Here is a 20,357-nt window from a genome sequence, read left to right as displayed (position 1 = left end):
AGGTCACAAGCCAATCTGTCCAGAAGGTTAAAAACCAACCTTCTAGCCATCTTGTCTTGTGCTTTTCGGGGGTGAACAAGGCGCTTCCGCTTTTCTATTAACTATAATACAAATTTCGTATTTTTTCGCTATTTAATTACAATATCATACATTTTTCAAGGAAATAAAAAAACAGCTGCCAATTAACGAATTAGCGGCTGTTAAAGTAGTTTTAATAGAGTGGCAGGTGGATTTTGATAGTTGAGCCAATTCCTAGCAGGCTTGCGATCATTATTTGACCTGAATGATCTTCAATTATTTTTTTGCAAATCGGTAGTCCAATTCCTGTCCCTGTTTGTTTTGTTGTATAAAAAGGGACAAAAATATTGTTTATGGTCTCATCTGACATTCCACAGCCATTGTCTTTAAAGATTATGGCAATCGCTTGATCTTCAATAGCTAATTCTAAATCTATTTGTCCAGAAGTTTTGATGCTTTTCATGTTAATAGCATCGATTGCATTTTTTAATAGGTTAATAAGAACTTGTTTGATTTGCATCTCATCAGCAAAAATGGATGGATTGGATTCAAGAAGCGTAATATTTAAAAGGATGTCCTGATGTGATGCTTCATCACCATAAAAAAGCCTAATGTCATTAATGATTTTATTTAATGGAACTAGTTTCTTCTTATTCCTTTGTGGATTGGCAGCATTTAAAAAATCAAAAATTAATGTTTGAGCTCGATTCAGTTCATCAAGGGCAATATCTGCATATTGCTCTTTGCCGATTTCAATTAAATAAGGTCTTAATAGTTGGAGAAATCCTTTCACAGATGTTAACGGATTTTTAATTTCATGGGCAACTTCAGCAGCTAGTGTGTGGATATTTTCTAAAGTATGAGAGTGATGTGCAAGATCTGCATGCTCATCTGAAAATGAAATAGTATTCTTCAAAATTGATTGATCCATCATTTAATCATCCTTACCATTTTATTCTTGATTTGTGTTTAGGTAGATTTCTTTTGTTAATCTAATCTATGACGAAATAAATCAATTTATGTATAGTCTTGTAATCTATTGTTTGTAAGGAATGAAAGTGAAGAAGTATAAGACTTTCTTACCACAATTATACTAAAATCTCAGGAGTTATCAATAACGAACAATAACAACTTTTAATTCGAACGAATCTAAATTCGCAAATTTGTAATAATTGGAGGGGGAAAAAGGAGGAAAAGAAAAAACAGCAGACTATTTCTGCTGTTTTAAGAAAATGAATGCTATAGCCATTTTATTTTTGGTTCTGTTTTATTAATAATTCGGTTGATATTTGCTCGATGTCGATAAATCACGAAAACGGCTAATATGAGCACGACGAAAATAAGCGGAAGATCCCAAACGATTAGTGCATAAATGACAGAAACAATTGCTGCAAGCATAGAGGCTAAAGAAACGTATTTTGTTAAGTATAAACAAATGAAAAAGACTAATAACATAATGAAGAACATTGGATACGCATAACCTAATAAAACACCACCAGATGTGGCAACTGCTTTTCCGCCTTTGAAGCCAGCAAAGATTGGGTACATATGTCCGATGACCGCAAAAATTCCTGGAATGAGTCGATGAATCTCCTCTGAGCCAAATATAAGCGGAAGAGACACAGCTATTGTTCCTTTAAGAATATCTGCAATTGTAACAATTAGGCCAGCTTTCTTCCCAAGAACTCGAAAAGAGTTTGTCCCACCTAAATTTCCGCTCCCATGCTCACGAATATCCACTCCATGAAATAGCTTTCCAATAATTAAACCTGAGGGGATGGAACCGAGTAAGTAAGCAATTAAAATAATTATTCCGTATGTAACCATAAAAACTCTCCTTCTAACTTAATGCATGACTATAGGCAGTAAACACTCACTTGTGAAAAGAAGAATAAGTGGAGAATTGCTGCATGCAATCATCCATTTTTGTTCAACTACTCATTAGTGGAATAAACTGTTGTTCTGACTCATTCACGTTTTTGTTTCTTTATTGTACCATGAAGAAAATATAAATTTCTATGCACAAACGTAATGAAATGGGCTAAAAACCAATTTTTATATTAGGTTTTATGATTTTCTCCATTCTTGGTTTTTATCAACTATAAATGGCTATGAATAATCCTTTCCAAATGAAGGATTATTCGTTACGATAGTTTCAAGGAGGAAAGAATGATGGCTCGTGTTGAATTTCATAAACAAAAGTCACATGCAATGGGCTGGATCATTGCTGGGCTTTTATTCGCATTTTTACTAATCGTTTCAAGCGTCGTATTCCTATTATATCCATTTGCGTCAACTTCAAAGCTTGATTATTTCGAAGGGGAAAATCCAATCTTATTCGAAGGGAAGCAGGCTGGTCAATCAATTGTTGAAGGGGAAAGCGTCTATATGCCATACACCTTCATGAAAGAGTATATTGATGACTCCATCACATACGATGAGAAATCGAATTCACTTATTATTACAACAAAAGACAAGGTTATCCAAATGCCTTCTGAATCACTCACCTATTATGTAAATGAGGAACCCGTCCAATTGCATTTTTCTATTTTCAAAGAGAAGAATGGGGAAAAGTATATTGCTCTAGAGCCATTACTGACCTATTATCCAATTGAATATTCCATTTTACCTGAATCAAATGCCATTTGGATTAAGAAGGATGGACAGGAAATCGTTAAAGGGCAAGTGACGAATGATAAGGTACATGAAGAGAAACTACGATTACGAACAGATCCAGACCTACAATCCCCCTATGTAGATCAAGCTTTTCAGGATGAACCGCTTTTTATCGAGGGGGAAAAAGAAGATTACTATTTTGTTAGAAAAGAAAATGGAATTGCTGGTTATTTAAAAAAGAATACAGTCATAAAAGAGGATCTTGTTGAAAAGATTGCCATTTCTCGTAAAAATGAACCGATTATTGTTCCGAAACTTGATGGACCGATCCATCTTACATGGGAAGCCGTCTATTCTAAAAATCCTAACACCGCTAATATGCCAGAAATGCCGGGTGTGAATGTCATTTCACCAACCTGGTTTGAACTAGAGTCTGCAGATGGAGCGATTAAAAATCTTGGTTCACTTGAATTTTCTCAATGGGCACAAAAGCAAGGCTATCAAGTTTGGGGTTTGTTTTCAAATGCATTTGACCCTCAGCTTACCCATGAGGCTTTAAAAAATTTTGAAACAAGACAGCAGATTATTCGACAGCTTCTTCACTATAGTAAAATCTATCAATTAAATGGAATAAATCTTGATATTGAAAATGTAAATCAAGATGATGGTCCGTTAGTCACACAATTTGTGCGAGAAGCGGTTCCGTATTTTCATGAAGCAGGTCTTCTCGTTTCGATGGATATTACTTTTATTGCGGGAGGAAATTGGTCAGCATTTTATGAGCGGGATAAATTAGCTAGTCTTGTAGATTATATGGTTGTTATGGCTTATGACGAGCATTGGGGATCCTCGCCAGTTGCGGGCAGTGTATCAAGTTTGCCATGGGTAGAATCAAACTTACAGAAACTATTAGAGATTGTTCCAAACGACCATCTAATTCTAGGTGTTCCTTTGTATGCCCGACTATGGGCTGAAAAGGATTCTGGAGAGGTTTCTTCACAGGCTCTTTCAATGAGTAAAGTAAAGGAATGGCTTACAGAAAATGGCCTAACCCCTGTTTTTGATGAAGCAAGCGGACAAAATTATGCAGAGCTATATGTAGAAGAAGAACAAACCACTTATAAAATATGGCTAGAAGATGAATTATCATTAAGCAAACGTGCCGATTTAGCTATGAAATATAACTTAGCAGGAGTTGCCAGCTGGTCAAGATATTTTGCGGATGAATCTGCGTGGTTAGCTCTTTCTTTAGGGGAGAAGCAGGTAACAAAAAAATAATCGCTTGGTTTTGTCAATGATTAGAAAATCACCCATATATTCGGTACAATATAGATAGAAAAGAAGGAGGTATATGTTATGACAATGGATATTCCTAGCAGAGAAGAACTTGGTTTGATCTTAAAGAAAGCAAAACGAATTGCTGTAGTAGGACTTAGTGGCAATCCTGAAAGAACATCATATATGGTATCAAAAGCGATGCAGGATGCTGGTTATGAAATCATTCCAGTTAATCCGACGGTTGATGAGGTTTTAGGCGTAAAAGCAGTGAAATCTTTAAAAGAAATTGAAGGACCAATTGATATCGTAAATGTTTTTCGTCGTTCTGAGCATTTACTGCAGGTTGCTGAGGAATTTGCGGAAATCGATTCTGACATCTTTTGGGCCCAACAAGGATGCATCAATGAGGATGCCTATCATTTCTTAAAGGAAAAGGGCAATACAGTTGTTATGGATCGTTGCATTAAAGTGGAGCACGCTCTAACCAAATAATAAAGAAACATGAGATCCTTCTTGGTCTCATGTTTTTTTATTATTGTTATAAAACATTGAAAGAATAGGCTTCATACACGTAAAATCAATAAGCATATTTATAAAATAGTTGTTCCTCCATTTGCCAAAATGGAATAAATAGATACAATAAAGCTTAGGCTTCATTAAAAAATATGGTAAAATAATAAGATGGAACATTCGTTCTTAATCATGATTTCCTCATATAAAAAAAGGAATCACCGATTTATAGACGAATACATAAACGAGTATGAATTGTATAAATAGAAGAATGAATTGTTTCTTACAAAAGTAATTCTATATACAAATAAAAGGTAAAATGCGTTCTCGGGAAATGAAAGGGGTATGTTTGTGGCAAGGAATCAAGAAACTTTTGATTATAATGATGATGCCATACAGGTACTCGAAGGGCTTGAGGCAGTAAGAAAGCGCCCTGGTATGTACATTGGAAGCACAGATGCTAGAGGTCTTCACCATCTTGTATATGAGATTGTCGACAATGCAGTAGATGAAGCATTAGCAGGCTATGGAGACCATATTATTGTCAAAATACATAAAGATAATTCGATTAGTGTAAAAGATAAAGGCCGGGGGATGCCAACTGGCATGCATCGAATGGGAAAACCAACGCCTGAAGTGATATTAACTGTTCTGCATGCTGGAGGAAAATTTGGCCAAGGCGGGTATAAAACAAGCGGAGGGCTGCATGGGGTAGGTGCATCAGTTGTAAATGCCCTTTCTGAGTGGTTAATTGTAACGATAAAGCGTGATGGCACAGTATATGAACAACGATTTGAAAATGGTGGGATTCCTGTTACGACACTTGAAAAAGTAGGAAAAACAAATCAGACAGGAACAACGATACATTTTAAGCCAGATCCCACAATTTTTTCTGCTACCACATATAATTATGAAACCTTATGTGAGCGCTTGCGTGAATCTGCATTTCTCTTGAAGGGAATGAAGATTGAAATCATTGATGACCGAAATGGTGTACAAGAAATCTTCCACTATGAAAACGGAATCGAAGCATTTGTTGAATATTTAAATGAAGAAAAGGATGTTCTCCATCCAGTTGTTAGCTTTGAAGGCATCCAACATGAAATTGAAGTAGATTTTGCTTTTCAATTTAATGATGGCTACTCAGAAAATGTACTGTCTTTTGTAAATAATGTTCGAACAAAGGATGGCGGGACCCATGAAGCTGGGGCAAAGACGGGGATGACAAGAATATTTAATGAGTATGCCAGAAAGGCAAGTCTTTTAAAGGAAAAGGACAAAAACCTTGATGGTTCAGATATTCGTGAAGGTTTTACAGCAATTATTTCTGTACGTGTGCCAGAAGATCAGCTTCAATTCGAAGGACAAACGAAAGGAAAGCTTGGAACAAGTGAAGCAAGGTCAGCGGTTGATTCAGTTGTCTATGAACAACTCTCTTATTTCCTTGAAGAAAATCCGAACGTTAGTTCTCTACTCGTGAAAAAGGCAATCAAGGCCTATCAGGCAAGGGAAGCAGCAAGAAAAGCACGTGAAGATGCAAGAAGCGGCAAGAAAAGAAAACGCTCTGAAGCAGTGCTTTCAGGTAAATTAACACCTGCACAATCTCGAAACCCAAAGAAAAATGAACTGTATTTAGTTGAGGGTGATTCTGCAGGAGGCTCCGCAAAGCAGGGAAGAGATCGCCGTTTCCAAGCTGTCCTTCCATTACGAGGAAAAGTAATCAACACAGAAAAGGCAAAGCTAGTAGATATTTTCAAAAATGAAGAGATCAATACGATTATCCATGCGGTAGGCGGTGGAGTAGGTACTGACTTTAATGTTGAGGATATTAATTACGATAAAATTATCATTATGACTGATGCAGATACTGATGGCGCTCATATACAGGTTCTCTTATTAACATTCTTCTATCGTTATATGAAACCACTCCTTGATGCGGGGAAAATTTTTATTGCTCTGCCTCCATTATATAAAGTGAGCAAGGGTGCAGGGAAAAAAGAAGTAATTGAATACGCATGGAGTGATGATGATCTCCAAGATACGATTAAGAAGGTTGGAAAAGGCTATATTCTTCAGCGCTATAAAGGGCTTGGAGAAATGAATGCTGATCAGCTTTGGGATACGACAATGGACCCTGAAACAAGGACTTTAATTCGTGTGAGAATTGATGATGCAGCTAGAGCTGAGCGCCGAATTACTACACTTATGGGGGATAAAGTAGAACCGAGACGTAAGTGGATTGAATCGAATGTAGCATTTGGACTTGAAGAGGATGGAAGTATCCTAGAAAACGAGAATATTTCAGTACTAGAGGAGGGAAATGAATCATGAGCAGTTCAGAAGTATTCCGTGACCTCCCACTAGAAGATGTGCTAGGTGATCGTTTTGGAAGATACAGTAAATACATTATTCAAGAACGGGCATTGCCAGATGCACGTGATGGATTGAAGCCTGTTCAACGCCGAATCCTTTATGCGATGCATGTGGAAGGCAATACACATGATAAGGGCTTTAGGAAATCAGCGAAAACAGTAGGGAATGTAATCGGTAATTATCATCCTCATGGAGATACATCCGTTTATGAAGCAATGGTTCGGCTAAGTCAAGATTGGAAGGTCCGTAATGTATTAGTTCAGATGCATGGAAACAACGGAAGCATTGATGGGGATCCCCCTGCTGCGATGCGTTATACAGAAGCAAGACTATCTGCCATTTCAGCTGAATTGCTGAAGGATATTGAAAAAAGAACAGTTGATTTTATCCCAAACTTTGATGATACAGCTGAAGAACCAACTGTATTGCCTGCGATGTACCCGAATCTTCTTGTAAACGGTTCAACTGGAATATCAGCTGGTTATGCCACAGAAATTCCACCACATCACTTGAATGAGGTGATTGATGGGGCTATTTATCGGATGGACAATCCAACATGTTCGGTTGATGAGCTTATGGAGCTTATAAAAGGGCCAGATTTCCCTACCGGCGGAATTATTCAAGGTGTAGAAGGAATAAAGAAGGCCTATGAAACGGGAAAAGGGAAAATTATCGTTCGTGGAAAAGCGGAGTTTGAAGATCTCCGCGGTGGAAAAAAGCAGATTGTTATTACGGAAATTCCATATGAGGTCAATAAAGCCAACCTTGTAAAGAAAATGGATGAATTCCGCTTAGATCGTAAAGTAGAAGGAATTGCAGAAGTTCGTGACGAAACGGATCGTACAGGATTGCGTATTGTTATTGAGCTGAAAAAAGAATCAGATCCAGAAGGCGTCCTCCATTACCTTTATAAAAATAGCGATTTACAAATCACATATAATTTTAATATGGTTGCGATTTCTGATAGACATCCGAAGCTGATGGGCCTTAGAGAGCTGTTAGATGCGTATATTAATCATCGTAAAGAAGTAGTAACTAGAAGATCTCAATTTGAACTAGAAAAGGCAAATGCCCGCCAGCATATTGTAGAGGGATTAATGAAAGCCCTCTCTATTCTTGATGAAGTGATCGCTGCTATTCGTGCATCGAAGGATAAGCGCGATGCGAAGGACAACTTAATTGCTAAATTTGCTTTCACAGAGCCGCAAGCGGAAGCAATCGTATCCTTACAGCTATATCGTTTAACGAATACAGATATTACAGCATTACGAGCAGAGGCGGAAGAATTAGCAAAGAAAATTGCTGAACTGACTGCTATTTTGGAAAGTGAAAAGAAGCTGCATGCTGTAATTCATAAAGAGCTTAAAGAAGTGAAAAAGCGTTTTGCAGATGAGCGTAGAACAAGGATTGAAGCAGAAATTGAAGAAATTAAAATCAATCTTGAAGTGCTTGTTGCAAGCGAGGATGTAATTGTAACAGTGACGAAGGAAGGCTATGTAAAGCGGACAAGCCAGCGTTCATTTGCTGCGTCAAACGGACAGGACTTTGGGATGAAGGATTCAGATCGTTTGCTTGCACAGCTAGAAATGAATACAACGGATGTATTGCTTGTATTCACAAATAAGGGGAATTATTTATATTGTCCGGTTCATTCCCTACCGGATATTCGCTGGAAGGATCTAGGTCAGCATATTGCTAATATTATACCGATTGAGCGGGATGAAACCATTGTGAAAGCTCTTCCAATTAAAGATTTCGAGAAGAGTTCCTTCCTCCTATTTGTAACGAAAAATGGGATGGTCAAGAAAACAGAATTAAAAGAGTATAAAGCTCAACGATATTCTAAACCTTTAGTTGCTATCAATCTAAAAGGCAAGGACGAGGTTATAGATGTTCATGAAACAAATGGTAAAAAGGAACTGTTTTTATCGACATTTAACGGATATGCCCTTTGGTTCCATGAAGAAGAAATCAATATCGTCGGTACAAGAGCAGCTGGAGTAAAAGGAATAAACTTAAAGGAAAACGACTTTGTGACTGCCGGTCAGCTGATTGATCAATCTAAGGATCAAGCGGCTGTAATTGTTACGCAAAGAGGTTCTATTAAAAGAATGAAATTAACTGAATTTGAAAAGACTTCGCGTGCCAAACGTGGTGTAGTTATGCTTAGAGAATTGAAAACAAATCCACATCGAGTGATTCGATCTTTAATTGTGGCAAGTAATGACGAAATATTTATTGCAACAGATAAAGGACAAATTGAATCAACAATAGCAGCAACGATTCGATACAATGATCGCTATTCAAACGGTTCATTTATTATTGATGAATCCGTGCACGGGCAAGTTGTAGAAGTATGGAAAAACATTCTGGAAGTAAGTTCAGAAGACTAGGTGAAATCCCCTGCAATTGTAGGGGATTTTGTTTTTTATTTAGGTAACTAATCCATTCGTTTAAGGTTTGATTATTTTTACCGAGATATTTTCTTTGATATGATTTTGGATGAATTTATGATAAAAAGTCTAAATTAGATAATTTGAAATTGCTCACAAAGAATATTTTTTGTTTGAAATATAATATTTAACTTGTTTACATGCTGATATTTTGATAGATTAAAGGATATTAAATTATTTTAGGATAATAAATTATTTTAGGATAATAAATTAGCAGCATATTCAGATATTATTGGAGGAAAATATGAACGTTTTTGAATCAATTATTGGATTTCTAAATGATATGCTATGGACCTATATTTTAATTGCACTATTAATTATTTTTGGTCTTTATTTCAGTTTTAAAAGTAAGTTTGTTCAATTTCGATATTTAGGGGAAATGTTTCGAATTTTGGGCGATAAAGCAATGGTAACCCCAGAGGGTAAACGAGGAATATCATCATTTCAAGCATTCTGTATTAGTGCAGCCTCACGAGTAGGAACTGGGAATATTGCAGGCGTTGCCACTGCAATTGCAGCTGGAGGACCTGGTGCAGTATTCTGGATGTGGCTGATTGCTTTTTTAGGTGCAGCATCTAGTTTTGTTGAGAGCACACTTGCTCAAATTTATAAAGTAAAAGACAAAGATTCCTTCCGTGGCGGCCCTGCTTATTATATGGAAAAAGGACTTAAGAAGCGCTGGATGGGAATTGTTTTTGCTATAATCATTACCTTTTGTTTTGGTCTAGTGTTTAACTCAGTCCAATCCAATACGATTTCTTTAGCTTTTAATGAGGCATTTGGAACAAGTCGATTAACAATGGGACTTATTCTAGCTGTATTAACGGCTATAATCATCTTTGGAGGAGTAAAACGAATCGCAAATGTATCTCAGGTGATTGTTCCAATAATGGCTGTTATTTATTTAATTGTAGCAATTATCGTTGTTATTATGAACTTTTCTGAAATTCCAAGCCTTATCACTATGATTGTGAAGGGGGCATTTGGATTGGATGAGGTAATTGGCGGTACAATTGGTGCGGCGATTATGATGGGCATTAAACGTGGATTATTTTCAAATGAAGCTGGAATGGGAAGTGCGCCGAATGCTGCTGCAACTGCTTCAGTTAGTCATCCGGTCAAACAAGGATTAATACAAACTTTAGGCGTGTTTGTAGATACCATTCTGATTTGCTCGGCTACTGCATTTATTATTCTCTTATATGGTGATTTTGCAACATCAGATTTAACAGGTATTCAGCTTACCCAAGCAGCAATGAGTGCTCATATTGGCTCTTGGGCTTCTATTTTTGTAGCTGTCGCTATTTTCTTGTTCGCATTTACGTCTGTAATAGGAAACTATTATTATGGGGAAACAAATATTGAATTTATTAAAAAAAGCCGTTCAGCATTATTGGTCTATCGCTTAGCTGTTATAGGAATGGTTATTTTCGGTGCAGTTGTTGATTTAGCGGTTGTCTGGAATCTAGCTGATCTATTTATGGGCGTTATGGCATTAATTAATCTCGTTGCCATTGTTATGCTAGGAAAGATTGCCTTTGCGGCTTTGAAAGATTACAGGGGACAGCGTAAAGAAGGGAAAGATCCTGTATTCTATGCAGATTCGATTCCTGGATTAGAAGGTATTGAATGCTGGGAAACAAAAGAAGAAGCTTTAAAAGATAAATAGTCACTTAAAATAAACAGCCTCCTGTTTCTTATTGAACAGGAGGCTGTTTCTGTTTTTACATTCCTACATAATTTTTCCATAAAGGGACATAATAAATTAAGAAAGCTAAGGGAGGCTTAACGAATGAGAAAAGAAATGATTTTTGCATTGGCTGCTTTATTTTTTATGACTCTTTCAATAACGGGAGTATATGCAGGAGAAGAGGATAATAAGTGGATTACAATCTCAACTAGTAAACAAGATGTAACCGGGGACAAAAAAGAAGATACAATCATAATAAAAGGGCTTCCATATGAGGAAGGTGAAACTCATTCTTTTTTGAAGGAAATCCAATTACAAATTAATGCATCAAATGGCAAAGTCTACACAATTGCTTTAGATGGTGGCTATTCACCAAAAATAAAGTTTTTGGACTTAAATCATGATGGAATTAAAGATATGTTTGTAAGTAGTGACACGGGCGGCAGCGGAGGTATTACCAATCATTATTTATATACGCTGAAGGATTTTAATTTAACAGACTTAACCGTTCCAGATGCACTTGTTATTAATGGACAATTTCAAAATGGCTATAAAGCATCTATCACAATACAGGAAACAGGTGAATCAGTTACTTTTGATTTAAGAAATCGAGGGAAAGAATATGAGAAAAGTGGTTTGTATATAAATGGCAAACTTAGTGAACCAACAGAGCTAATGGTAGATCCATTTGCTGTCTTAAAGCCTAAGCTTGTAACAGATGATAAAATGTACGGTTTAATCGGTTACCAAGCAATAAGTGGAGCTTATCATGCGGATAGAATTGCAATTGTTAAATCTATTTGGCTATATGAAAATGGAAAATGGGTATTGAAAGATACAAAAATATTGGAATCAAAATCATAAGAGCCATGGATAATCCCTTTGACCGTCTAGATCATTCATTATTGAAAATAGGCATGAGTCACGTTTTTATTATATTTTCATAAAATATAGTAAGTGAAGGTAAAAAAGGGGGTCACAAATGATGAGTAATTGGGATCCAGCAAAAATATCAGTTAACTATTTGCCTCCAGCTACTGAATTTCGTCCAGTAGATCGAAGAAAATATACGTGGACTCAATCAAAAACAACTGAAGAATCATTCCTAAGTATTGGCTACCAATATGATTACAACGCTATCCATATGAAATATCGTGATGAAGTGCTTGCAGAGTGGATTCCGCAAATGGGACAGTACGTACTGAGTGGCAAACTGTTTATTAGTGATAATACATTTGATGAAAAATACGCAAGGATTCGTTTTATGATTTTTGAACGTGAAGTGAAGATGGCATTAGCGGCAATGATCAATGGGGATCGTACATTCTTTGCTAATTATCCTTGGTTGCTCGATTCACCTATTTATATTCATTTTCAATCGAATTTTGAAGAGTACAACAAAATGATCTATTTTGAAACTCCACGACAGTATTTAAATGAAACAATACAAGCAGTTGAAACATAAATAAGTTGAAAGCCTAAGATTTAGTTGCCATCTTAGGCTTTTTTATTTTTTAAAAATCTAATGGATAATCATTTATCGGATGACAGACGCTATTAAAAAGGAGTGAAAAGTGAATGAAGAAAAAGGAAAATAATATAAAATTAAGTTATGAATCAGATGGGAAAATGGGAAAAGAAAAGAAAGATTCAGTAGTGAAAAAAGGAGAAAGTCCAGAAGAGACCTTTTTTAATATCACTCAAAATAGTGAATAAGAATAAAACAGGTGCAAAATTGTGCCTGTTTTTTTATATAAAAAAACGAATAAAACTGTAATTTAACGATAAAACAATCGTCTAATTTACGGATAGAAAAACAGCAGGAGGAGAGGGTCTTGGATGATAAACAAGAAATAACAGAATGGTTTCATGATTATAGTGATGATATTCTAAATTTCCTAATCTACTATACGGGTAGAGTGGATGTAGAGGATTTGGTTCAAGAGGTTTATATTCGAGCATTTAGACGAATACATACGTTTAATCGGTTATCTAGACCAAAAACATGGTTATTTACAATTGCTCGAAATATCGCGATCGATGAAATGAGGAAAGAGAAAAAAGAAAAAGATAAGCAACAGAAATTTGCACATTATCAAGTACATCACGAGATTAAATCACCAGAAGATATTTATCGGCTAACTGAGACAAATAAGGAAATTTATCAAACGATCCAGACTTTAAAGCAAAGCTATCGTGATGTCCTTATTTTAAAAGGGATCAAAGAAATGAGCAGCAAGGAAACAGCAGAAATTCTAAATTGGAGTGAAAATAAGGTAAGGGTTACATATAATCGTGGACTTAAGGCTTTAGAGAATAGGATTGGAGGACTATCTGATGAATCGTAAATTATCCGACAGATTACATTCTTTTCCTAAAGATTATCAGCTTAATGAGGAAACAAAAATATTAATTGAGACTGCTCTACAAGAAGAAATAAATAACAAGGGAAAAAAGAAGAAGCGGCAAGGATTTAAAGTCTTTTTAAAGAAATTAACGGTACCTGTTGCTGGTGTAGCTGTGCTTGCTTTAGCAAGTCTTTTATTTGTAGCGACTGATAGTTTCAATCTATTCCATGTGTCTAATCAACCAGATGATTCAATGTCAGCAACGGGAGGACAACAAGAATTGGTTAAAGTTCATGAAGAATTGGAGGAGCTTTCGACAATTTGGGCAAACGCATTAAAATTACGTGATGGCAAACCAAGATATCAAATGTTATCAGAGACAGCGAAAGAAAAATTTATACAAGAACAGGTAATTAGCAGTGGAGAAAACGGGAATTATACAATTGGTGTATCGAGTCCGTGGGTGGTAGATTTCGACATAGAAGTCGAGGGGATGAACGCTAATATCATATATACGACTCAAACTAGTGAACCGGCCTATTATCATACGAAGGAAACAATCACATTTATAAAAGAAAACGATAAATTAGTTGTGAAAGACTTTCAACTCATTTATGAAGATCGCTTGTATAATAAAAATTTCAAAAGCTCTATATCCTTTCCCGCATTTCCGATTCCAACTGAGGCTGAACGTATTGAAAGCAGTGAAGATGGTCAAGAAACCTTTCTCTATAATGTATTAGGTACGAATGGAGGCATTCAAGAAGAGTACAATGTAATGATTGAAAGTTGGGGTTGGCAACTGAAAGAGGAATTACAAAGGGACAACTATTATGTATTTGAAAAGGAAGGACAGTATATAGAAATGACCATTCAAAGTTCAAATGAGGAAGACTTTTTTACGATTAAAAAATATGAAAATAAGTAAGCGATAGAAGATCAATTATTCATATTTAGAGCGGTCAATATAAATAGTTAATATAGATAATAAAAGGTCAATTTCTCAGGCTATGTGCTCAGAAATTGGCCTTTATTATATACAAATATTAATTATCCATTTATCTTTTGACAATTGACATCGTATGGCATAAGCTAATATAAACAATCAAATGATCATTTGAATGAGGTGTGATAATGAATCAAAAAAGTTCAAATATAAATACAAATGATGCATGTGAAGTTTTTTTCTTTGATGAAGAAAAGGTAAATAAAGTCCAAAAGCAAATAGACGAAATAAATGGAGTAGAGTTATTATTTAAAGCCTTGTCTGATTCTACTCGAATTAAAATTGCTTATGCACTAACAATCGTGGAGGAATTATGTGTTTGTGATGTTGCAAATATTATTGGTTCTTCAACTGCTACAGCAAGCCATCATTTACGTTTATTACGTGATATGGGTTTAGCTAAGCATCGAAAGGAAGGAAAACTTGTCTTTTATTCTTTAGCTGATGATCATGTTCATCAATTAGTATCGATCGCAATCATTCATACTAAAGAGGGTGTAAGTAATGGGGGAAGCACTGCATAAGAATAAAGAAATATACCGCCTACAAGGTCTTTCGTGTACAAACTGTGCAGCGAAATTTGAAAAGAATGTACGTGAGATTCAAACTGTTAGTGAAGTGCAATTAAATTTTGGTGCTTCAAAATTAACTGTTATTGGGGAAGCATCGATTGAACAACTAGAAGAAGCTGGAGCGTTTGATGGAATTAAAGTCATGCCTTTAAATCAAAGGGTAGATGAAGAGAAAATTCCTTTCTGGAAAAAGGCAGAAAATAAGAATACAATTGCTTCTCTTTTCTTCTTAATTTCTGGCTATGCCTTCACCTTTGCATTGGGAGAGGATCACTGGGCAACCATCTTTATTTTCGCAATCTCTATTTTAATTGGGGGATTTAAGCTATTTAAAGTAGGGCTAAAAAATCTTACAAAGCTTCAATTTGATATGAAAACACTTATGACAATCGCGATTATTGGTGCTGCCATCATAGGAGAGTGGAGTGAGGGAGCCGTTGTCGTTTTCTTATTTGCATTAAGTGAAGCGTTAGAAAGTTATTCAATGGATAAAGCACGTGAATCTATTCGTTCTCTTATGGATATCGCTCCCAAAACAGCTTTCATTAGACGTGGCAAACAAGAAATGGAATTAGACGTTGAAGATATCGAATTAGGAGACATACTAATTATAAAACCAGGACAAAAGCTAGCAATGGATGGAGAAGTTATCAAAGGGCAATCTTCCATTAATCAAGCTGCCATTACAGGCGAGTCGATTCCAGCTTTAAAGACAATTGGGGATGAAGTATTTGCAGGCACGTTCAATGAAGAAGGATCATTAGAAGTAAAAGTTACTAAAAGAGTAGAAGATACAACCATTTCAAAAATTATTCATCTAGTAGAAGAAGCGCAAGCAGAACGCGCGCCTTCGCAAGCATTTGTTGATAGATTCGCGAAATACTATACCCCCGCTATTATGTTCATTGCGTTATTAATTGTGATTGTTCCGCCATTATTTTTTGGTGGAGATTGGTCTGAGTGGATTTATCGTGGCCTTGCTGTTTTAGTCGTAGGCTGTCCATGCGCATTGGTTATTTCTACCCCAGTAGCGATTGTCACAGCTATTGGAAATGCAGCAAAAAAAGGAGTTTTAATCAAAGGAGGTATTCACTTAGAAGAAGCAGGTCGATTAAAAGTGATTGCCTTTGATAAAACCGGGACATTAACGAAAGGAACGCCGGAAGTGACTGACATGAAAGTTTTTAATGGACATGAAGAAAATGAACTTTTAGGAATCTCTATGGCCATTGAGACATTCTCACAGCATCCCTTAGCTTCAGCAATTATTCGAAAATCAGAGGAAATGGGCATTTCTTTGAATGATTTCAAAACGGAGGATTTTCAATCGATTACAGGAAAAGGTGCCAAAGCAATAGTAAACAGTACTTTATATTATATTGGAAGTCCAAATCTATTTAAGGAAATGATTAATTTCCCTATTTCAATTGAGGAGGAAATTAACGCATTACAAGTACAAGGGAAAACGGTTATGTTAGTAGGTACTAATCAAGATCTCATTGGAATGATTGCGGTAGCTGATCAAATACGGGACAGTAGTTCGAAAGTGATCCAAAAATTATTTGATATTGGAATCAAAAAAATGATTATGTTGACTGGTGATAATCAAGCCACAGGTCAAGCAATAGCAAAACAAGTACGATTAAGTGATGTAAGGGCAGATTTATTGCCACAAGATAAATTAGAGACGATTAAATCATTAAGAGAACAATATGGAAAAGTAGCAATGGTTGGGGATGGGGTAAATGATGCACCAGCTCTGGCAACTGCGAATATAGGGATTGCAATGGGTGGTGCCGGCACCGATACGGCGATTGAAACAGCTGATATTGCATTAATGGCAGATGATTTAAATAAACTGCCTTACACGATTTTGTTAAGCAGAAGAGCGTTAAGGATTATAAAAGAAAATATTCTGTTCGCACTTGGACTCAAATTGTTAGCATTAATTTTAATTATCCCAGGATTGCTAACTTTATGGATGGCAATCTTTGCAGACATGGGCGCAACATTAATTGTTGTTTTAAATTCATTGAGATTGTTAAGGATTAAGGAATAAACATGGGGAATTTCCAAACTACCCGTACTATATGGATCATTTTGCAAAATTAAATGTAAGTTATTGTACATTATTTATCCATAGTTTATCCATATTTATTTGGTAAAATCTATATATCATTGAATAATAAGGAGGTGAATATGGATGAAGATGAAAGTAACTATTTTAGCTATTTCACTTATTTCTATTGTATTAGCTGGTTGCGGACAAAGCGGTTCAAACGATGAAGCTGCTTTAAAAGTTGATAATATCACAGAACTGGTAAATACTTACAGTACAGGGGATATTCAGAATGAGACTGCCTCAATTACTTCGCATGAGCTTATTGTTAATAAAGAGGATGGAGACGAGTTAATCTATGACCTATCAGACGAAGACTTTTTCGTTTCCATTGCACCTTACGTTGATCAAACTCACCCTTGAACAAATCATAGCTTGACAGGTTGTCAAGGTGAATTAGTTGATAAAGAATTTGATGTATATATTGAAGATACGGAAGGCAATGTGATTCTAGACGAAAAAGTAAAATCCCAATCTAATGGTTTTTTTGATTTATGGCTCCCAAGAGATAAAACATACCAAATAACGATTAAGTATGATGATCAAGTATCAGAATCAGAAATCTCAACTTTTAAGGATGACCGTACTTGTATTACAACTATGCAGTTAACATAAAAGCACCTAAATAGGTGCTTTTTTCTATGGGTAAACTTGCTGTTTGGAAAAATAATAAAATAACGTAAATAATAATAATAATAATAATAATAATAATAGAAGAAAAAGCACAGGCTTAAAAGCTGTAATTTTAGTTATAGTGAATGCAGCAGATTAACTGAGAAAACCTTGCTAATTAAAGAAGGAAATATAAACAATATATAATTGAGGATTTCTATTTTATGTTTATGTTATGTTTGAAAAGTCTATGCAGATGACAATGAATGATTTTTCGCGAGATGCATAATTTTTGCGCACATTTTTGTTACATAGTATTTATAGTTGAAAGTACATAAAAATTTCAAGACCGTCTCACTATCTTAAGTATACTTTGTAATTGAGACGAGATATCTTGATTGAAAATTGAGTTCCTATAATATATATTATGTTCGGGGCGTTTCTTTAAATCAAGAATAGATTAAAGTACTACTGCTCTATTCTGTTTTTGTGGTTGCTATTTTTAATATTATTGAAATCAATATATTGAACACTATACTCAATAATATCATTTATAAATAATTGATGGTTTTTAGCAAACTCTTTAACCTGCTCTAATAATTCTTTGTCGTATGTAGTTTTGTATTGAATTCTATCTTTCGGTCTAGTTTTTTTATTAAAATGAATCACATCTTGAGTTAGGACAGTTTGTAAACCACTTTCAATTAGATAATTTGCATGGGTATCATATTCTAAGGCTAACTTGTTTAATTTTTCTAATAAGGATTTACTTATATTCGTTCTAAATTTTACTCTAGTTTGATCGGTAGTTTGAACTAGATGTCCATTAACTAATTTCCACATATTAAACACTCCATTTTGAAAAATTATAAATTAAATTTTTTTATGTCTTGTCATGTTTTCTTTTTTATATGATATATAACCAGTAGAAGTTTCATTATAAATAATGCTAGCCAGTTTTGGAAGTTCGAATTTTCCTTTTATCCAAACCCTATAAATTAAGTTACCTAATTGGGTAGATTCATCAGTAATTTCAGTTCTGAGCCCCCATGATTGAAATACAGACAAAAGTCCTTCAGCAAAATGAATGCTACAAGTTGTTATATTCATAACATACCCTTTTCTTTGTACCCATCCATCGCCATCAATCACTCCCCTCACAAATGAAGGTAAATATTCCTCAGGAACATTTGGAAATGGGACTGTAAATGATTTATTAGCGGTTATGCCCAGTTTCTCAAGATCCATTTTGATCTTTTTTGAATTTATAATTAGTGTAGGAGTAGAGCTTGTTGGACCAATAGGAGCTAGTACGTAATCAGCTTCCATATATTTTGCAATCAAACGGAGAATGCTCTCATCTTTCTGAGAAAAGGAAATGCTGTGAATGCTGTTATTTATGCAACCGTCAGTAATAAAAAGACCAAGTACCCATGTCATTTCATGTGTCCATACTTTAAAGAAATCCTCATTTACTTTATGCTTTCGCGGCTGCCCTGAAAATTGCTCACGATTTACTTCGATGTCATGCTTGTAAATTACATTTCGAATGGCCCGATCACTTAGTCCAATGATTGGAACCATCTCTTTAAAAGGCATACCGCTTTTGTACATTCTAATGATGACTTCATCTGTCATCCCAGGATTTCTAGGCATGGTTCTCACTCTCCCCTTAATTATTTCAAATAGTGTATGATAATCCTCGATTTAATTATACAAACAAATGTTCTTATTTTCAAGAAGAAGATTTTACAGTAGTGATCAAGAAATTATTGATTTGCAGCTTCAATTTCAACAAAAAAGCATGGATTCCTACACTGAATCCATACTTTTTTGCTTGTTTTATTCATTCTCATATTAGTATTACTCGATTATATTTCGTTTTAACTTTTTAGTGGACATTGAGTACGTTATTGATTATAAATTAAGCTATTTTATAGAGTTTTTGGACACTGAATAGGTTATTAGCTAATAATTAGGTAATAACAACATCTTTTCAGATAAATAACGGAACATACATTCGATAAGAACATAAAAGCACAATAATTGTTACAATTAACAGAACGTGTGTCCTGTTAATTAGATTAAGCTCTTAAACCGCTGTGCAATTTTTATTTGTTTCTTATAAAACTAAAACAGTTCTCCTATTTAACTTTCATTTTTGTATTCAATAACTTTCCACCATTTTTCTTTATCCCCAATCAAACTGATCACTGCAAAATGGAATAAACATTAATTTTGTTTTGCCAATTTCTACGATATCGTATCGTTGCAGTTCATCTGCTTTGATAACTTCCTCGTCATTTAGGTAGACAAGTCCTCTTGAATCACCAGGATAGATGCGGAAAAGTCTCTTCTTTGGACTGTAACTGACAATGGCATGGTTTTCTCGTGAAATAGCTTCATCCCCTGCAATCCGTATATCCATTTTGTCAGAGCGGCCAATAAAGTTCCGTTCACTTCGAATTTTATAATCTTTCCCTTTATCTGCTCCTTCAATACAGACGAACCAGCCGACTATAGGGTCAATGCCCATCTTTTTTCGGATAACAGCAACAGTCTTGCCATCATTCGACTGATCCCGCTTTCCTTCAGGTAATTTAGCAACCGTTTTGCCAATCTCTGCATTTGGATTCGCATCCTCTCCATGAGGGCGTTTGGGCATAGTCATTCCTAAATTTAGATCAATATTTACACCACAATGTGGACAGAGACTATGCTTTGTTTCATCGTAATAATGTCCATTCGTACAGCGCTTCATT

General features: G+C 35.3%; 18 protein-coding genes. 13 read left to right on the top strand and 5 right to left on the bottom strand.

Annotation, left to right across the window (positions count from 1 at the left end; all coding sequences use genetic code 11):
- Positions 1 to 211 precede the first annotated feature (211 nt).
- Together J2Z40_RS02155 and plsY are read right to left on the bottom strand one after the other, a co-directional pair.
- The gene (locus tag J2Z40_RS02155) at positions 212 to 952 is read right to left on the bottom strand and encodes a sensor histidine kinase (protein WP_083953889.1); all 741 of its coding nucleotides are present in this window, start codon (positions 950 to 952) and stop codon (positions 212 to 214) included.
- A 305-nt stretch (positions 953 to 1,257) separates the two neighbouring features.
- Positions 1,258 to 1,845, bottom strand: coding sequence for a glycerol-3-phosphate 1-O-acyltransferase PlsY (gene plsY, locus J2Z40_RS02150; protein ID WP_066394106.1), 588 nt, complete (start codon positions 1,843 to 1,845; stop codon positions 1,258 to 1,260).
- A gap of 342 nt (positions 1,846 to 2,187) precedes the next feature.
- On the opposite strand from plsY, the gene J2Z40_RS02145 reads away from it, so the two are divergent.
- From J2Z40_RS02145 to J2Z40_RS02085, 13 genes are all read left to right on the top strand, one after another.
- Positions 2,188 to 3,912 (top strand): glycosyl hydrolase family 18 protein, encoded by a 1,725-nt coding sequence (locus J2Z40_RS02145; RefSeq protein WP_342590311.1) that lies wholly within the window; start codon positions 2,188 to 2,190, stop codon positions 3,910 to 3,912.
- 78 nt (positions 3,913 to 3,990) lie between these two features.
- On the top strand, positions 3,991 to 4,404 hold the full coding sequence (locus tag J2Z40_RS02140; protein WP_066394111.1) for a CoA-binding protein: 414 nt from the start codon (positions 3,991 to 3,993) through the stop codon (positions 4,402 to 4,404).
- Positions 4,405 to 4,773: 369 nt separating this feature from the next.
- A complete protein-coding gene (parE, locus tag J2Z40_RS02135; protein WP_066394113.1) occupies positions 4,774 to 6,753 on the top strand; it encodes a DNA topoisomerase IV subunit B in 1,980 nt (659 codons plus the stop codon).
- Positions 6,750 to 9,188: a DNA topoisomerase IV subunit A gene (gene parC / locus J2Z40_RS02130; protein WP_066394115.1), complete on the top strand. Its 2,439-nt coding sequence runs from the start codon at positions 6,750 to 6,752 to the stop codon at positions 9,186 to 9,188. Before parE ends, parC begins: the two co-directional genes overlap by 4 nt.
- Before the next feature lie 304 nt (positions 9,189 to 9,492).
- Complete coding sequence (locus J2Z40_RS02125) at positions 9,493 to 10,917, top strand: alanine/glycine:cation symporter family protein (RefSeq protein ID WP_066394117.1); 1,425 nt, start codon at positions 9,493 to 9,495, stop codon at positions 10,915 to 10,917.
- 123 nt (positions 10,918 to 11,040) lie between these two features.
- On the top strand, positions 11,041 to 11,802 hold the full coding sequence (locus tag J2Z40_RS02120; protein ID WP_066394123.1) for a hypothetical protein: 762 nt from the start codon (positions 11,041 to 11,043) through the stop codon (positions 11,800 to 11,802).
- A 118-nt stretch (positions 11,803 to 11,920) separates the two neighbouring features.
- Positions 11,921 to 12,403 (top strand): staygreen family protein, encoded by a 483-nt coding sequence (locus J2Z40_RS02115; protein WP_245349935.1) that lies wholly within the window; start codon positions 11,921 to 11,923, stop codon positions 12,401 to 12,403.
- 113 nt (positions 12,404 to 12,516) lie between these two features.
- A complete protein-coding gene (locus tag J2Z40_RS02110; RefSeq protein ID WP_157087818.1) occupies positions 12,517 to 12,654 on the top strand; it encodes a hypothetical protein in 138 nt (45 codons plus the stop codon).
- Positions 12,655 to 12,773: 119 nt separating this feature from the next.
- Positions 12,774 to 13,286: an RNA polymerase sigma factor gene (locus J2Z40_RS02105; RefSeq protein ID WP_066394125.1), complete on the top strand. Its 513-nt coding sequence runs from the start codon at positions 12,774 to 12,776 to the stop codon at positions 13,284 to 13,286.
- A complete protein-coding gene (locus J2Z40_RS02100; protein ID WP_066394126.1) occupies positions 13,276 to 14,214 on the top strand; it encodes a hypothetical protein in 939 nt (312 codons plus the stop codon). Before J2Z40_RS02105 ends, J2Z40_RS02100 begins: the two co-directional genes overlap by 11 nt.
- 206 nt (positions 14,215 to 14,420) lie before the next feature.
- Complete coding sequence (locus J2Z40_RS02095; RefSeq protein WP_066394128.1) at positions 14,421 to 14,816, top strand: ArsR/SmtB family transcription factor; 396 nt, start codon at positions 14,421 to 14,423, stop codon at positions 14,814 to 14,816.
- Positions 14,797 to 16,923, top strand: coding sequence for a heavy metal translocating P-type ATPase (locus J2Z40_RS02090; RefSeq protein WP_066394130.1), 2,127 nt, complete (start codon positions 14,797 to 14,799; stop codon positions 16,921 to 16,923). Before J2Z40_RS02095 ends, J2Z40_RS02090 begins: the two co-directional genes overlap by 20 nt.
- A gap of 150 nt (positions 16,924 to 17,073) precedes the next feature.
- Positions 17,074 to 17,598, top strand: a complete 525-nt coding sequence (locus tag J2Z40_RS02085) for a CueP family metal-binding protein (protein WP_180316801.1) — start codon at positions 17,074 to 17,076, stop codon at positions 17,596 to 17,598.
- A 465-nt stretch (positions 17,599 to 18,063) separates the two neighbouring features.
- On the opposite strand, the gene J2Z40_RS02080 is transcribed toward J2Z40_RS02085, so the two are convergent.
- The 3 genes from J2Z40_RS02080 to J2Z40_RS02070 form a co-directional block, all read right to left on the bottom strand.
- On the bottom strand, positions 18,064 to 18,438 hold the full coding sequence (locus tag J2Z40_RS02080; RefSeq protein ID WP_066394138.1) for an rRNA methyltransferase: 375 nt from the start codon (positions 18,436 to 18,438) through the stop codon (positions 18,064 to 18,066).
- Positions 18,439 to 18,468: 30 nt separating this feature from the next.
- Positions 18,469 to 19,251: an LAGLIDADG family homing endonuclease gene (locus J2Z40_RS02075; protein ID WP_066394140.1), complete on the bottom strand. Its 783-nt coding sequence runs from the start codon at positions 19,249 to 19,251 to the stop codon at positions 18,469 to 18,471.
- Positions 19,252 to 19,786: 535 nt separating this feature from the next.
- Entirely contained in the window at positions 19,787 to 20,356 is a 570-nt protein-coding gene (locus J2Z40_RS02070) for an FHA domain-containing protein (protein WP_066394143.1), read from the bottom strand.
- Position 20,357: the final 1 nt, after the last annotated feature.

It is taken from the genome of Cytobacillus eiseniae (assembly GCF_017874625.1).
GTDB classification, from domain to species: Bacteria; Bacillota; Bacilli; order Bacillales; family Cytobacillaceae; genus Cytobacillus; species Cytobacillus eiseniae.
The sequence above is the reverse complement of the archived record's forward strand: the minus strand, read 5'-3'. Positions and strand labels throughout refer to the sequence as shown.